This is a genomic window from Streptomyces longispororuber (assembly GCF_014656095.1).
GTDB lineage: Bacteria > Actinomycetota > Actinomycetes > Streptomycetales > Streptomycetaceae > Streptomyces > Streptomyces longispororuber.
Window position 1 is genome coordinate 130221 of record NZ_BNBT01000004.1, and the last position, 16189, is coordinate 146409.

General features: G+C 71.7%; 8 protein-coding genes and 2 pseudogenes. All 10 read left to right on the forward strand.

Annotated features, from left to right (window positions below; all coding sequences use genetic code 11):
* The first annotated feature begins 58 nt into the window (after positions 1 to 58).
* Positions 59 to 685: an N-acetylmuramoyl-L-alanine amidase gene (locus IE330_RS02520; protein ID WP_190134161.1), complete on the forward strand. Its 627-nt coding sequence runs from the start codon at positions 59 to 61 to the stop codon at positions 683 to 685.
* Between the two features lie 230 nt (positions 686 to 915).
* Entirely contained in the window at positions 916 to 2193 is a 1278-nt protein-coding gene (locus IE330_RS02525; RefSeq protein WP_190134144.1) for a GAF domain-containing protein, read from the forward strand.
* Positions 2194 to 2476: 283 nt separating this feature from the next.
* Positions 2477 to 4000, forward strand: coding sequence for an acetaldehyde dehydrogenase ExaC (exaC, locus tag IE330_RS02530; protein WP_190134145.1), 1524 nt, complete (start codon positions 2477 to 2479; stop codon positions 3998 to 4000).
* An 876-nt stretch (positions 4001 to 4876) separates the two neighbouring features.
* The gene (locus IE330_RS02535; protein ID WP_190134146.1) at positions 4877 to 5815 is read left to right on the forward strand and encodes a hypothetical protein; all 939 of its coding nucleotides are present in this window, start codon (positions 4877 to 4879) and stop codon (positions 5813 to 5815) included.
* Between the two features lie 3489 nt (positions 5816 to 9304).
* Positions 9305 to 10783: a sugar transferase gene (locus tag IE330_RS02540; RefSeq protein WP_190134147.1), complete on the forward strand. Its 1479-nt coding sequence runs from the start codon at positions 9305 to 9307 to the stop codon at positions 10781 to 10783.
* A 73-nt stretch (positions 10784 to 10856) separates the two neighbouring features.
* Positions 10857 to 11195, forward strand: a pseudogene (locus IE330_RS39835) (GDP-mannose dehydrogenase); the annotation flags it as partial.
* A gap of 162 nt (positions 11196 to 11357) precedes the next feature.
* Positions 11358 to 12335 (forward strand): annotated as a pseudogene (locus IE330_RS02545) (nucleotide sugar dehydrogenase); the annotation flags it as partial.
* A complete protein-coding gene (locus IE330_RS02550) occupies positions 12325 to 13590 on the forward strand; it encodes a glycosyltransferase family 4 protein (protein WP_190134149.1) in 1266 nt (421 codons plus the stop codon). The pseudogene IE330_RS02545 and the gene IE330_RS02550, both read left to right, overlap by 11 nt.
* Positions 13587 to 14981: a Wzz/FepE/Etk N-terminal domain-containing protein gene (locus IE330_RS02555; RefSeq protein ID WP_190134150.1), complete on the forward strand. Its 1395-nt coding sequence runs from the start codon at positions 13587 to 13589 to the stop codon at positions 14979 to 14981. Before IE330_RS02550 ends, IE330_RS02555 begins: the two co-directional genes overlap by 4 nt.
* On the forward strand, positions 14978 to 16189 hold a 1212-nt coding region (locus tag IE330_RS02560; RefSeq protein ID WP_190134151.1), incomplete at its 3' end, for a Wzz/FepE/Etk N-terminal domain-containing protein. The genes IE330_RS02555 and IE330_RS02560, both read left to right, overlap by 4 nt.

Consider the following 16189-nt stretch of genomic DNA (forward strand, 5'->3'; position numbering starts at 1 on the left):
GAGAGGCAGAACAGCCATGGATCAAGCAAGTGAACGGACGACGGATCCGACGCCGACCATGACAGGCGGCGGCGCGCGGCCAACGACACCGCACGGGTCGAGGTTCCTGCCCAGCAGACGGCACCTTCTGCAGGGCGCGGCCCTCGCCGCCGTACCGTCGACCCTCTGGGCCTCCCCCACCGTGGCGAAGACACGTGCCGTCGCTTATCCACCCACCGAATGGGTGCCGGCCAGCCCCTCCAACTACACGGCCTCCAACCGCCCCAGTTCCTATCCCGTCACCCACGTGGTCGTCCATGTCACGCAGGAGACGTACGCCGACACGCTGGCCATCTTCCAGAACCCGGCGAAGAAGGTTTCCGCCCACTACGTGGTCCGCTCGGCCGACGGGCACATCGCACAGTGTGTCAGCGAGCGCAACGTCGCCTGGCACGCGGGCAACTGGACGTACAACACCCGCAGCATCGGCATCGAACATGAGGGGTGGGTCGACCAACCCGAGTACTTCACCGACGAGATGTACAGGCAATCGGCCCTCCTCACCGCAGCGATCTGCGACAGATACGGCATCCCGAAGGACCGGCAGCACATCATCGGCCACGTGGAAGTCCCCGGTGCGAGCCACACCGACCCGGGCCGGTACTGGGACTGGTCGCGCTACATTCGAATGATCAACTTCGCCTGAGGGAGGTGCGGGGCTGAAACGTCTCCTGGTGGGCCAGGACACCGAGGCGTTCGCCCGCCGACAGCGGCCGCTCGGCGCGGTTGAGGGCGGACGCGGAGAGAGGCGGTGCACGGACGGTTGTCGGCCGCTGTTTCCGGAGTGACGATGGCAGCAGGTCGGCACCGCCCCTGCCGCAGTCTGCGTGCTGCCACTGCCACCGCCGCCACCGCCGTCCGTACGAGGAGGCCGACTTGACTGATCCATGGGTGGCCCTTGAGCCCGGTGCCGACCCGGCGGAGCGGGTGCGGACGATACGTCGGGCTCACGAGCGGTTCACCGCGGCAGGCTCTGTCGCGCGGCCGGTGCGCTCCGTGGTGGCCGACTCGTGGCGGCGGTCGGCGCGGGCCCGGGTCTGTCCCGCGGACACCGGGGCATCGGTCGAGCTCGCGGCCGGTGACCTGGGCGCGTACCGGGAGGAGCATCCGCTTGCCCGGGTGATGCCGCTGTTCCGCGAGTTGATGGGTGGCTTCGCCAAGGACGGGGAGCATCTGCTGGCGGTGTGCGACGCGTACGGCAGGCTGCTGTGGGTCGAGGGGCATCCCTCGGCCCGGGCTCGGGCGGGGCGGATGAACTTCGTGCCCGGGGCCCGCTGGGCGGAGTCGGCGATGGGGACGAACGCGCCGGGGACAGCGGTCACCGTGGACCGGCCGGTGCAGGTGTTCGCCACGGAACACTTCGTCCGCGAGGTGCAGTCGTGGACGTGTGCCGCGGCTCCGGTGCACGATCCGCGCACCGGCCGGCTGCTCGGGGCCGTCGATGTCACCGGGGGTGACGGCCTGGCGCATCCGCACAGCCTGGGGTTCGTACAAGCGGTGGCACGGGCGGCTGAGTCGCATCTGGCGTTGCTGGCACCGGAGGTGGAGGACACGGAGGGTCTGGGGTTGACAGCCCTCGGGCGGGACGAGGCGCTGGTGCTCGTGGGCGGACGCAAGCGGCGGCTGAGCCGACGGCACAGCGAGATCATGGTTCTCCTGGCCCGCCACCCCGAGGGCCTGAGCGGTGACGAGTTGCTGTGCGCCCTGTACGAGGACGAGTCGGTGACTCCGGTGACGCTGCGGGCGGAGTTGACGCGGCTGCGGCACGTGCTGGGACCCGAGGTACTGCGCTCGCGGCCGTACCGCCTGGCGGTTCCGGTCACCTCGGACGTGGACGTGGTGGAACGGCGCCTGGGGTGCGGCGCGGTGACTGCGGCGTTCTCCGTGTACGCCGGACCGCTGCTGCCGGGGGCACAGGCTCCCGCGGTGGTGCGGCTGCGGCGACGGCTCGCCGATCAGATGCGGGCGGCGCTGATCACCCGCGGTGACCCGGACCTCCTGGCGGACTGGGTGCACGCGCCGTGGGGCGAGGAGGACATGGAGGTGTGGCGGGCGCTGGCGGCGGTGCGGCCGACGGCGCCGGTGCTGGCACGGTTGCGGTCCCTCGATCAGGAGCTGGGCGACAGCGCCCCCGGCGGTGTGGGCCGCGCGTAACAGCGGCCGTCCGCCGAGACCTCCGCACCGGGAAGGCGCAGCACACCTCCACCGCCCCATGCCGACACCGATCGTCCAGCAATCGTCACACCCCACACACAGCCCACACCCGTGCCTCCATGCCTCCGCAGCCGCACCCCACAGCCCACAGCCCACAGCCCACAGCCCACAGCCCACAGCCGGGCAACGAGGTCGGGAGCGCAACGTACTTGCAACCTCCTGCTTCCTACGCTCGCGGTGAGAGCTGCCCGACGGCGGGCAGCGTGTTCGGGGAGGCAGTCACATGGCCCGTTACGCGGCGCCCGGTACTGAGGGTGCGGTCGTCTCCTACAAGGCCCGGTACGACCACTTCATCGGGGGCGAGTACGTGTCGCCGGCGCGTGGGCAGTACTTCGAGAACCCGAGCCCCGTCAACGGCCAGCCGTTCACGGAGGTGGCGCGGGGTACGGCCGAGGACGTGGAGCGGGCGCTCGACGCGGCGCACGCCGCCGCGCCCGCGTGGGGTCGTACGTCCGCCGGGGAGCGCGCGGCCGTACTCCGGCAGATCGCGGACCGCATGGAGGCCAATCTCGAACAGCTCGCGGTGGCGGAGAGCTGGGAGAACGGCAAGCCGGTGCGGGAGACGCTGGCCGCTGACATACCTCTGGCCATCGACCACTTCCGGTACTTCGCGGGGGTGATCCGGGCGCAGGAGGGGACGCTCAGCGAGGTCGACGAGGACACGGTGGCGTACCACTTCCACGAGCCGTTGGGGGTCGTGGCGCAGATCATCCCGTGGAACTTCCCGATCCTGATGGCGACGTGGAAGCTGGCTCCCGCGCTCGCCGCGGGGAACGCCGTGGTGCTCAAGCCCGCCGAGCAGACCCCCGCCTCGATCCACGTATGGCTGGACCTGGTGAGCGATCTGCTGCCGCCGGGTGTGGTGAACGTCGTCAACGGCTTCGGGGTGGAGGCGGGCAAGCCGCTCGCGTCCAGTCCCCGGGTGGCGAAGGTCGCGTTCACCGGGGAGACCACGACGGGGCGTTTGATCATGCAGTACGCCTCGGAGAACATCAAGCCGGTCACGTTGGAACTGGGCGGCAAGAGCCCGAACATCTTCTTCGACGACGTGTGGGCGGCGGACGACGACTTCCGTGACAAGGCTCTCGAGGGCTTCACGATGTTCGCGCTCAACCAGGGTGAGGTCTGCACGTGCCCGTCGCGGGCGCTCGTCCAGCGCGGGCACTACAGCGAGTTCCTGGAAGCGGCGATCGCGCGCACCGAGTTGATCAAATCCGGCCATCCACTGGACACGGACACGATGATCGGTGCCCAGGCCTCGAACGACCAGTTGGAGAAAATTCTTTCCTACCTGGACATCGGCCAGCAGGAGGGTGCCAAGGTCCTCACCGGCGGTCAACGCATCGAGTATGACGGGGAGCTGGCCGGGGGCTGGTACGTGCAGCCGACGATCTTCGAGGGTGACAACCGGATGCGGATCTTCCAGGAGGAGATCTTCGGCCCGGTCGTCTCGGTCGCGTCGTTCAACGACTTCGACGACGCCATGAAGATCGCCAACGACACCTTGTACGGGCTGGGCGCGGGCGTGTGGACGCGCGACATCAACACCGCTTACCGAGCGGGTCGTTCGATCCAGGCGGGTCGCGTGTGGACGAACTGCTACCACGCCTACCCGGCGCACGCCGCGTTCGGCGGGTACAAGCAGTCCGGCATCGGCCGCGAGACGCACAAGATGATGCTGGAGCACTATCAGCAGACGAAGAACCTCCTCGTCTCGTACTCGCCGAAGAAGCTCGGTTTCTTCTAGAGTCTGCGAGGGTGGTGCGCCTGGCCACGTTGTCCACTTCGTCGCCGTGGCCGGGCGCCGGTTGCAACACCGGTTCTCCCTGCATCAGCGCGTCGGCGCGAGAAGTGCGCGCGGACGGGTCGGTGTGGTTGCGGTGCAGATGGGTGACCAGTGCGGTGGTGGCCTTGCCGCTCGGCGCCGCCAGTCACACGCCGGGCTGTCGCCCCGCGAGCAGCGGTGAGAGGGCCTGCACGTAGTCGATCACCGGGCGCTCACCGCCCGTCTCAGTCATCAGCCGTGCGCCGCCCGTCCGACTCGGGCTCTTGGGCGAGCCGACCCAGGGGGACACCGTCCAGCCCCACCTCGGAGGCAATCTCGGACACGATGGGTGAGGCACTCGTGGACTTGGCACCGGGTGGTCGAGCCCGCGCTGGTCGGGCCCCCCGGGGGCCCGGGTCCCCAGCGGCTGCGTGCCGTCTGCGGTCTGCACCAATCCCGTGGATCGCCGGGCGGCCGTGAGCCGGGGCCGCCGCGGCCGCGTGACGTAGCCCCGAGGGCTGTCCGCCGACTCGTCCGCCCGCGCGGGATCGAGCACGTGGTCCCGCGCCGTAGCCCCGAACGCGGCGCCGCACACGGCCCCGCACTCGGGCACGCCCTCCCTCGTCGGGAGGGTCGGGGGATGCCACCGATGGCTGGTGTGGTGCCTACCCCCGCAGACGCGAACCGGCTCACCGCCCGAGCGGTCGGCTCCGCCTACGCCCCTACGAAGGTCGGCCACCGTGCCCGAAGAACTGGCAGCCAGCCCGGGGAACAGACAGCGCGTCAGCACCGGACGTACAGGCAGGGCCCAGAGGCACCACCGGATTCACTGTGCGCGGCAGTCCCTATTGTTTGATCATGGGTTTCGATACGAGCTTTCACCCCGTTGACCTGCCGCTCATCGAGGAGCGGCTGCTGCCGTACCTGGCCGGTCATGGAGACGACGACAGCATTGATGACCTGGTCGCCCGGGCGGTTGAGATACGTAAGGTCCGTTTTCGGGCCAAGGCGTGGGCGCTGGGCGTGCAGGAGTACGCGTGCGACCACGAGGGGATCGACTTCGCGGCGCATCTGCACGTGTGGGGGCGGCCGTTCTTCCTCGTCGGTGACGGTCCTGATCGGATCGCGGAGGACTTGCGGCGCTACCTCACGGCATCCGCCGACGACGTGGATGCCCTCGCGGTGGAGATGATCGGCCGGATCGGCCCAGGGCTCGTCGGGTTGGTCGAGCCCGACGAGGGCGGGCAGCTACCCGATGACGCCGCGCTCGCCGCCGGGCTGGCCATGCCGCTGCGCATGCTGCGCGCAGCCGCGATCACGCTACGGCGGGGCGAACGGTGGGTCCGGCGTCCCGGTGACGGCCGGGAGTTCGACGCGGCCCGTTTGCTGACCCGCGAGGTGCCCTACTGCGTCCTGGAGTTCGCGGCGGCCCTGCTGCCCGGGTGGATGTCCCGGGGCTACACCTGGCCCACCCGTCTGTGCGCGCACGCCGGGCTCGATGCGGAAGGGTTCACCGCGCCGACAGCCCTCACCGGCCTTCTGCGCGAGGAGTTCAGCGACCTGGAATGGCCGGACCTGCCCGCCACCATCGGGGGCAACTACATGGTCGGCGGGCTGGTACCCGCCGCCTCCGTGGCCGAGGCCCGGGCGCATCTGGCGTGCCACCGCGACCGGTTCGACTGCGACGCGGTGGATGTGCGGAAGATCGACGAGGCAATGGTCGTGGCCGAGCGCCTTGGACTCGGCTTCTGCGAGGCCACCGAGCTGTACAGCGCCATGGAAGGGAATCTCAACTGACGTCGGTGCGACGTCCGGACCGCGACGCAGGGACCTCGACGCCGGGACCTCGACGTCAGGTTTTCAGCCGCGTCCGGTCTTCCGCCGCACCAAGAGGTGATCGCTCGCGATCGGGTACTCCCCCACGCGGCCAATCGGGTACTCCGGTCCACCGGGTACGCCCCCACGCGCTCAAGGTCCCGCTCGGCTCCGCCGGGCGTTGCGTCGGACGCCGTTGAACCGGTCGGCCATACGGTCCATGAGCCAGGCCGCGCCGAGGCCGACCCGGGTGTCATGGTCGGCGCGGGGAGGGACGTGGGGTTCTCGCGCCACAGGGCGAGGAGGTCCTTGTGCGGGGTTTCGCCAGCTTCGCGGTCGGCGATCAGCCGCCCCAGGTACGGGGCTTGTCCCAGCCCGTGCCCGTTGCAGCCGATCGAGTCATGGACGGTGGCGGTGACCTGGCCGACGACGGGCAGCCAACTGGGTGTGACCGCCACCCAGCCGCCCTACGCGCGGTCGAAGCCGACGTCCGTGAGGAAGAGGAAGTGCGCCCTGAACCCAGCCGCGAGACCGGCCACCACCGCCTTGTCAGCCGTGCGTCCCGGCGGGAGCGGATACCGCCCTTGCTGCAACCTGCGTACGCCGTGACGATTGTGTTGCGCGGCGTCAGCCGGTGGTTCTGCATGATGGCGTGCTGCGTGACCAACCCCGACCGGCTGGTCCAGCCCAGCCCAGGGCGGCGAGTCGGGTGGGGTCTATCGGCGCGGTCTCGGCCTCCGTGACCCAGATCGGTGTGGCGAGTCGGTCCGGCGTGACCTGGAGTTCCCCGCCGAACGCGTTGGTGGGCAGCAGCACCTGGGCGGCCCGGACCCGGCCGTCGGGGACGGAGACGCGTACGCCGCCCCCGGTCGGTTCGACGCGCTCGACACGCGTCCGCTCGTATACACGCGCGTTCGATGCGAGCAGGGCACGGCGAACACCGAGGGTAACTTCCCCGGGTTCACCGTGCCGCCGAGCGGTTCGTGGAACCCCCCGATGAAGCCGCACGGGATGCCGAGTTCCGCGCCATCGGACGGCGGATCGATCCATCCGGTGACCGCCGTGTAGTCGGTCCCTCGGGCCGTCTGCATGCCACCGTCCCTCGTACGTACGCTGCGCCATAGGTGCGGATGGGTTTTGGGCCTGCCCCGCGAGCCCGCACCGCGATTCCGCCCCACGAGCCCGCCCTCCCGCACGTCCTCGTCCACATTCCTGGCACCGGGTGTACGCCGCGCTCATCAGGCGTCACGTTGACGCGCCGACGGAGCAGTTGGGCCACGTCGGTGAGGGGCACCTCCGATCGATCCCGGACGCGGTAGCCATGGCGTTCGATCCGATCGTCGAGTACTTCCGCGCCCATCCGAGCTGTGCCGAGCTGTGGTTCTCCGGTCGTGATGAGGCGTTGACGACTCCCTCGTTCGGGACCTCGACGACCACGTCTCCGAACGCCTGTGGCGTCTGCTCACCACCTGCGGTCTGCTCCGCTCCAACACTCCACTGTTCGTCATGCGGCTGGCCTTCGAGGCCGACGTACGCGGCCGGGAGCACGACCGCTCAAGCGCACTGAGGTGCTACTCCTCGGCGCCGACGTCGCGGGTTCCCTCGGGGGTGCTCGGGGGCGGGGCGAGGCCGTGCGCTGGGTACGTCCTGGGGGTGTACGCCCTGTGTACGTCGTCCGGGGTGTGGCCGGGGTGTGGCCGGGGGAACGTGCAGGGGGACCACACGCTCATGGCCCTGATGTCGCGCCGCGCCGTCCCGCGCCACTGGCCCGTTTCAGCCAGCCCGGACGCCCCTTGCGCGGTGGCCGGACTCCACAAGGTCGATCGTCCGTCGGCCACCGCCCTCGTCCGTGCCGATGCGCTCACGGTGGGCCGGCCTGATAAGGGCCTGATATCGGCTCCGGTTTCGCTTACCAGAGGTCTATCGTGCGCACTGCCCGGAGCGTATGCGAAGCACTCCATGGCTTATTGCGCTTCGCCTCGCTGGCTGGGTCGCAGCGGAGTGGCATCCTGTTCCTTTGCGGTACGCCTCCTTCGAGAAAGCGCTTAACCGGCCGGGTGCGCAGCCATTTCCGGTGCAGGGTTCCTCGTCGTTCCTGGCCCATATCCCGCACCCGAGGCTTCTTGCCGGGAGCCCCCGTATACAAGGGCCCATAGTGAACGCCGACCCAGCCCTCACAGCACCCGTTACTTCGGGTAGGCCGCGCGAAGACGCCTCGACGGACAGCCTGAAGTCAATGAATGCGATGGCTAGGACACGTCGATGCTTCCCGACACTGAGACCGCAATGGGGCGCGGCCTGGGCGGGACGAATTCCGCCACTTTTTTCGGTGCTTAGCTGTTTGCCGTTCGTCGCACCGTACCGATGTCCCCGGCCGACCGAAGTGTCCGCACCACAAGCGGATGCTCGACTCACCGCGCCGAGCGGTGGTGACCGCCCCTCTCACACCTCCGATCCGACGCCGCCGCACCCACCCGTCGCAGCGCTGTCTCGCCCATGGCGAACCCCCGTACAGCCACCCCCCACAGCCGGAGCCGCACCAGCGCCCGCTCCCCCGCCCGCGCCCCCGACCCCGACCCCGTCCAAGCGAGCCGACGTCGGCGAACTTCCTTCCACAAGCGCCCCGTTGGACTCCCCGAGCACCACCGCACACACGCCCTCCACACCATGCCCACATCGATCCGCGTTGAATCGAGCCGGATCAAGCCGGACCGGGCCGGATCAAGCCGGGACCGGGCCGGACAGGGCCGGGCGAGATCCAGCCCGCCGGAGGCCGCCCCCGCCTCCCACGCACGTCGACGTACGGCCGTAGCGGAAACAACCGCACCGCACCCCCCGCCGGAAGGCGTCGGCGGGGTGCTCGGGCGGGGCCCCGAAGGCGGTGTCGGGACGCCCCGGTGTCATCGGTTCCGGTGGTCCGGGGAACTGCCATCGGCACTGGTCACGGGGCATGTTCTGGACATTGGGGCAGCGGTGGGTGGTCACCGGTCGGTGGACCCCGCATCAAAGCTTGAGCACAAATTACACACATCCCCTCTTCATACCGGCCGCGATGGTCTACATTGACCGTGCTTCAGCAGTTCGGGCGTGAAGCAACCGTTAATGATCTTAGGTTTGGCGCTGCGGACAGCGGTAGTCGCGTCCCCGGCGTCAGGCGTGGGGGTGATCAGTTTTCGGGGCCTCGGGGGGCTTGGGTGCGGGGAGCGCCCGGGATTTTGGCAGGTTCCGTGTACCACGAAAAGTCCGGCCGGACATACGTGTCCGCTGCCGCCAGGGTGAGTTGTTCACGTAGCGCTGAGAGAGCCGATACGTCATGCGCGGAGGCAGTGCCTCCCGCAGGGAGAAATAGCGCGGCGCGGAAGGCGGGGGCCTTCCGGGGGAGGAACGGCGCGGCGCGGGAGGCGGGGGCCTCCCGGGGGTGGAACAGCGTGAGGCGAACACGTCGTATCACTGGCAACCTGGGGGGGTTCTGTGCAACAGGGGGGATTGGTCAACCCGTTTCCGTCGGCGCGGGGGCGTCTGGCGAACGGGGACATCAGCGAGCACGCGATCGACTGGGAGCAGCGCTACCGCCGTACCGTGGTCACCAGTGACACGGTGGCCACCGCCTTCGTGGTGGGGGCGATCGGCATCTTCTTCGGGGCCCGGGACGCGGCCAACTGGCATGAGAAGTGGGGCATCCTCGCATTCGGCACCGAGCTGCTCGTGCTCGGGGCCCTCGCGGTGAGCCGGTCCTGGGCACCGGCCGTGCTCGGCCAGGGCGCCGAGGAATTCCGCCGGCTCGGCCGCGCGCTGTTCACGGCGGCCGTCGTCCTGGCGCTCGGCGGGATCGCCCTCACCTCGCGCAACATCAAGCTCTGGATCTTCGTCGCGATCCCCGCGATCGCGCTCGTCACCATGACCGCGCGGTACCTGCTCCGCCTCCGGCTGCACCGCCACCGGAAGGAGGGGCGGTGTCTGCGGCCGGTGCTCGCCGCCGGGAGCCCCGCCACCGTGCGCGACCTGATCACCCGGTCCCGGAAGTTCCCGCACCTCGGCTGGCGGGTCGACGCGGTGTGCACGGCGGACGGTCTCGGTGCCGACGGGGACCAACTGGACGGGGTGCCGGTCGTCGGCCGGCTGACGGACGTGGCCAACCACGTCCGGCGCGACGGGTACCGCGTCGTCGCGGTCACGCCGGACCCGCACTGGTCGCCGGACCGGCTGCAGCGGCTGGCGTGGAACCTGGAGGGCAGCGACGCCGACATGGTCGTGGCGCCCGTGCTGATGGAGGTGGCGGGCCCGCGGCTGCACGTCGACGCGGTGCTCGGGATCCCGCTGCTGCGGGTCAGCATGCCGGCCTTCACCGGCGGCCGAAGAGTGGTCAAGGAAGTCGTCGACCGGGTCGGCGCGGCGATCCTGCTGCTGCTGTTCGCGCCGCTGATGGTGCTCGTCGCACTGCTCGTACTGGTGGACAGCCGGGGCGGGGCGTTCTACCGGCAGCGCAGGGTCGGCAAGGACGGCCGCGAGTTCACCATCGTCAAGTTCCGCACCATGGTCGCCGGGGCGCACGGCGTACGGGCCGGGCTCGCCGACCGCAACGAGGGCGCCGGCCTGCTGTTCAAGCTCCGTCGTGACCCGCGGGTGACCCGGGTCGGAGCGGTGCTTCGCCGGTACTCGATCGACGAGCTCCCGCAGCTCCTCAACGTGCTCACCGGCTCGATGTCGCTCGTCGGCCCGCGCCCTCCGCTGCCGGAGGAGTCCGCCGCGTACGGGCCGGACATCCGGCGGCGCCTCCTGGTCAAGCCCGGGCTCACCGGCCTGTGGCAGATCAGCGGGCGCAGCGACCTGCCGTGGGAGGAGGCGGTCCGCCTCGACCTGCGGTACGTCGAGGACTGGTCGCTCGCCCTGGACACGGTGATCTTGTGGAAGACCCTGCGTGCCGTGATCCACGGTCAGGGGGCCTACTGATGTGCGCAATCCGCCGTCCGCGCGGCACGCGGACCGCAGGCCCCAAGGGCCTGCCTGGGGGGAGTGACGGGTCATGAGGGTCAGCGTTTTCGGGCTCGGCTACGTGGGCTGCGTGTCGGCCGCGTGCCTGGCCGGCATGGGCCACGAGGTCATCGGCGTGGACGTGAACCAGGTGAAGGTCGACCTGGTCAACGACGGCAAGGCCCCGGTGGTCGAGGAGCGGATCGGGGAGCTCGTCGCCGAGGTCGTACGGACCGGGGCGCTACGGGCCACCCGCGACGTCCGCGAGGCGATCATGGGCAGCGACGTGTCGCTCGTCTGCGTGGGGACGCCGTCGGAGCCCAACGGCAGTCTGTGCACCACGTACCTGGAGCGGGTCACCGAGCAGATCGGCGCCGGCCTGGCGGATCGCGCCGTCATGGCGGACCGCGCCGCCCTGGCAGACCGCGCCGCCCTGGCGGACCGCGGCGGACGCGGCGGGCCCGGTGGCACCCACGGACCCAGCAGCATCGGCGGCCCCAGTGGCACCGACAAGCTCAGCGACACCGGAAGCCCCGGTGGCCCCGGCGCCCCCGGCGGTCGGCACACCGTCGTGTTCCGCAGCACCATGCTCCCGGGCACCTGCCTGAACCTCCTCGTGCCGATCCTGGAGAAGAACGTCGGCGGCACGGCCGGGGTGGACTTCGGGGTCGCGGTCAACCCGGAGTTCCTGCGCGAGGGCACCAGCGTGCGGGACTTCTTCGACCCGCCCAAGACCGTCATCGGCGAGCTCGACCCGGTGAGCGGCGACACCGTGGCGGCCCTCTACGACGGGGTGCCCGGCGAGGTGTTCCGGGTGCCGGTCCCGACGGCCGAGGCGATCAAGTACGCGGACAACGCCTTCCACGGCCTCAAGATCGGCTTCGCGAACGAGCTGGGCGCGGTGTGCCAGGCCCTCGGCGTGGACTCGCACCAGGTCATGGACGTGTTCCTGGCCGACCGCAAGCTCAACATCAGCCCCGCCTACCTGCGGCCCGGCTTCGCCTTCGGCGGCTCCTGCCTGCCCAAGGACCTGCGCAGCCTGGTCCACGCGGCGCAGCGGGCGGACGTCTCGGTGCCCATCCTCGCCCATGTGCTGCCCTCCAACTCCGTCCACCTGCAGCGCGCGGTGGAGCTGGTCGAGCGCACCGGCAAGCGCCGCGTGGGGATGTTCGGGCTGTCCTTCAAGCCCGGCACCGACGACCTCCGCGAGAGCCCGCTCGTCGAGCTGGCGGAGAAGCTCTTCGGCAAGGGGTACGACCTGAAGATCTACGACGCCAATGTGAGCCTGTCGCGGCTCCTCGGCGCGAACCGGGAGTACATCGAGACCCGGCTGCCGCACCTCGCGCAACTGCTCGCGGACTCCGTGGACGAGGTGCTCGCCCACGCCGAGGTGTGCCTGGTCGGGAGCAAGGACCCGGCCGTCCTTTCGGCGCTGCCGCACGGCGCGGCGCCGGTGATCGTCGATCTCGTCCGCCTTCCCGACGCCGAGGCGCGCCGGACCGAACCGGGGTACATGGGCCTTGCTTGGTGACACGAAGCGCGGCGGCCGGCCGGGCCGGCGCGCGCTGATCCTGGTGGAGAACCTGTCGGTGCCCTTCGACCGAAGGGTGTGGCAGGAGTGCACGACGCTGCGCGACGCGGGCTGGGAGGTGCACGTCATCTGCCCCCGCGGCGCCAAGCGCGACACGGAGGCCGAGGCGGAGATCGACGGGGTGCGGATCCACCGCTACCCGCTGCGCGCGGCCACCGGAGGCCCGGCCGGCTACCTGCGCGAGTACGGGGCCGCGCTGTGGCACACGTACCGCCTGGCCCGCAAGGTCGGTCCGGTCCACGTGGTGCACGCCTGCAACCCGCCCGACCTGCTGTTCCTGCCGGCGCGGTGGCTGACCCGGCGCGGCGCGCGGTTCGTCTTCGACCAGCACGACCTGGTGCCCGAGCTGTACCTGTCGCGGTTCGACCGCGGTGAGGACCTGCTGTACCGCGCCGTGTGCGCCCTGGAGCGGCTGACCTACCGGGCCGCGGACGTGGTGCTCGCCACGAACGAGAGCTACCGGGACGTCGCGGTGCGCCGCGGCGGCAAGAGCCCCCAGGACGTCTTCGTGGTGCGCAGCGCGCCCGCCACCGACCGGTTCCAACCGGTGCCGCCCGAGCCGGAGTTGAAGCACGGCAAGCCGCACCTGCTGTGCTACCTCGGCGTCATGGGGCCGCAGGACGGCGTCGACTACGCCCTGCGGGCCCTGGCCAAGCTGCGCGACGAGCTCGGGCGGACCGACTGGCACGCGGTGTTCGTCGGCTCCGGTGACGCCTTCGACGCGATGGTGGAGCTGTCCCGGCGGCTCGGCCTCTCCGACCAGGTCCGGTTCACCGGGCGCGTGACGGACGCCGAGCTGGTGCGCCACCTGTCCACCGCGGACGTGTGCCTCTCCCCCGACCCGCGCAACCCGCTCAACGACGTGTCGACCATGAACAAGGTCCTGGAGTACATGGCGATGGGCAAGCCGATCGTCTCGTTCGACCTGCGGGAGGCGCGCGTCTCCGCCGGGGACGCCGCCGTCTACGCGCCCGCCAACGACGAGGCCGCGTTCGCCGGGCTCATCGCGCGGCTCCTGGACGATCCGGAGCAACGGGCCCGGATGGGCAAGGTCGGCCAGGAGCGGATCACCGGGCCGCTGTCGTGGCGGAACTCGCAGGCGGCGCTGCTCGCCGCGTACGCCGCCGCCTGCCGTGACCACACCCCGGTGGCGGCGGGCGGACCCGTCGGGCCAGGGAAGAAGGCGCGTCGTTGAACGATGACACGATACGCCTGGTCACGATCGGGCGGGTCCTGCGCCGGCGCTGGCGGCTCCTCACCGTCCTCGCCGTGGTCGGCGCGCTCGTCGGCTACGGCGCCTCGGTGCTGTTCCCGCCGCGCTACACGGCGACCGCGTCGGTGCTGCTGCCGGGGCAGTGGGAGGACCGCGAGCTGCTCACCCAGGCGGAGATCGCGACCAGTTCGGCGGTGGTCGACCGCGCCGCCGCCTCGCTCGGCCGGCGCGGCGACGGCGGCGAGCTGCGGGACCGGGTGGGCGCCAAGGCCACCGACGGGAACATCATCAAGATCTCGGGTACGGCCGGCTCCCCGGAGCGCGCGCAGCGCCTCGCCGACCGGGTGGCCAGGGAGTTCGTCGCCTTCGCCGCGCGGATCGCGGGCGGCGGCGCCGACCCCGAGGCGGTCACGGGCCCCGAGGACCTGCGGCGCAAGGTGGCGGAGACCAACCGCCGCATCACCGAACTGGCCGACGCGGCCGACCCGGGGCGGACCGTGGAGAGCGTCCAGGCCCGCACCGCGCTGGAGAAGCTGCGCACCTCGCTGGAGGAGGCCATGAAGAAGCTGGACCAGGCCGACCCGGCGACCAACACGGCGGGCATGGTCGTCATGGGGCCGGCGGCCCGGCCGGACGGCGCGGCGCCGCCGACGCGGACGCAGCTCGTCGTCGGCGGGGCGCTGCTGTCCTTCCTGCTCGGGGTCATCGGCCACCTCGCGGCCGCGCGGGTGAACCGCCGGCCGCGCACGGAGCCGGAGATCGCCGCGGCGCTCGGCTCGCCCCTCCTCGGCACCGTCGACGTACTGGACGAACGGCCCGCGCGCCGACCGGGGCAGGCGGGCCCGCGGGACCGGGTGCGCCGGTTCCTCGGCCTCGACACCCGGTGGGACGCACCGGCCCCGCAGCGCTTCGGCGACGAGGCAGGGAGACGGGTCCGCTACCGGCGGGTGTGCGCGCGCCTGCGCGACCGGCTGCCCGGGCCACGGCGGCTGCTGGTCGTCGTACCGGACGGCGACGACGTCGCGCGGCGGGCCGCCGAGCAGCTCGTCGCCGAGGCCGGGAGCGCCTCTTCCGAGGGCTCGCCGGGCAGCGGTCCCCTGCTGCTGCGGGTGGTGCGGGTGCCGGTGTCGCAGCCGATGGTGCCGGACCGCGACACCGCGTCCGGCGCGCTGGTCGTGTCCAGCGCGGGGACCTGGACCGCGGAGGAGCTGGCCGGTGTCGCCGAGGCGTGCGCCGACAGCGGGCACGAGGTGGTCGGCGTCGTCGTCGCCGGCACGGTCCGGGCCCGGACGGCGCGGTCCGCCGGGCGGCCGCCGAAGGACACCGCCCTGGCACTCGCGGTGCGCGGCCAGGCGACGGGAGGTTCCGCGTGACGACCAGCACGACCAGCACGACCAGTACGACCGGCACGACCGCGGACCCGTCGGCCGCCGCTCCGCTGCTCGACCTGCACGCGCTGGTGGTGGCGGTGCGCAGGCGCCGCCGCCTGTGGTGTTCCCTGGCCCTGCTCGGGCTGCTCGTGGGCGCCGCGGTGGCGGTCCTGCTGCCGCCGCCGCCCACCGCGGTGACCAAGGTGCTCGTCGCGCACGAGGAGGACCAGCCGAACGACACCGGGACGCTGATCCGCACCGACGTCGAGATCCTCGGCACCACGCGGATCGCCGGGAAGGCCCTGCGGGCCCTGAAGTCCGCGGAGGAACCCGAGGACTTCATGCGGACCTACCGGGGCACCGGCCTGACCAACAACGTGCTGCGGATCGAGGTGACGGCCGACAGCGACGCGGCGGCGGTGGCCCGGGCCAAGGCGCTGGCCGACGCGTTCGTGGCGGACCACGTGGGCCGGATGTGGAAGGCCGCGAAGGCCGAGGCGAAGGCCCTGCTCGACCAGCGTGACCGGATGCGGGACGAGCTGGCCCGGGTCAACGAGGCGATCGGACAGCGCTCGCCGGAGAGCGACCCGAAGGCGTCGGCGCGCATCGAGTCGCTCTTCGCCCGCCGGGCCGAACTCAACTCGCGCATCGCCGACTTCGACCAGCGCGCCGCGGACGCCCGCACCGGCACGCCCCAGCTCGTGGCCGGCACGCAGATCGTGGACGCCCCGCGCGCGGTGGGGCACTCCCTGCCCAAGGCCGCCGCCACCAACGCCGCGATCGGGCTGATCCTCGGGCTCGCGCTCGGGCTCGCGCTCGCCGCGGTCGGCACGGTGGTGGCGGACCGGCCCGTGCTGCGCCGGGAGATCGCGCGGCACCTGGGCGCCTCGGTCGTCGCGGAGCTGCGCCACCCGCCGCGCCGGTGGGCCCTGCCCTGGCGAACCCGGCGGGCCCGGGCGGCAGGCGAGCGCCTCACCGCGACCCTGGTCCGCGCCGTGCGCGGCTCCGCGGAACCGGTGTCGCTGCTCGAACTGGGCTGTGCGCGTGCCGCGGGCGCCCTCGCCGTGGACGTCGCGCGGGCCCTGGCGGCGGAGGGGCCGGTGGTCGTCGGCGACGGCCTGCCGGGCCCGCAGCTCGCCCAGCGCCGCCCGCGGCCGGGCGACCCGACCGCGGTCGGCGCCGAGCAGGCCGCGGACGCCCCGCAGCAGGCG

Bases quoted from the DNA above. Each gene is read 5' to 3' on its own strand.
- IE330_RS02520 (WP_190134161.1), top strand. From the start codon at position 59: ATGACAGGCGGCGGCGCGCGGCCAACGACACCGCACGGGTCGAGGTTC.
- IE330_RS02535 (WP_190134146.1), top strand. From the start codon at position 4,877: ATGGGTTTCGATACGAGCTTTCACCCCGTTGACCTGCCGCTCATCGAG.
- exaC (WP_190134145.1), top strand. From the start codon at position 2,477: ATGGCCCGTTACGCGGCGCCCGGTACTGAGGGTGCGGTCGTCTCCTAC.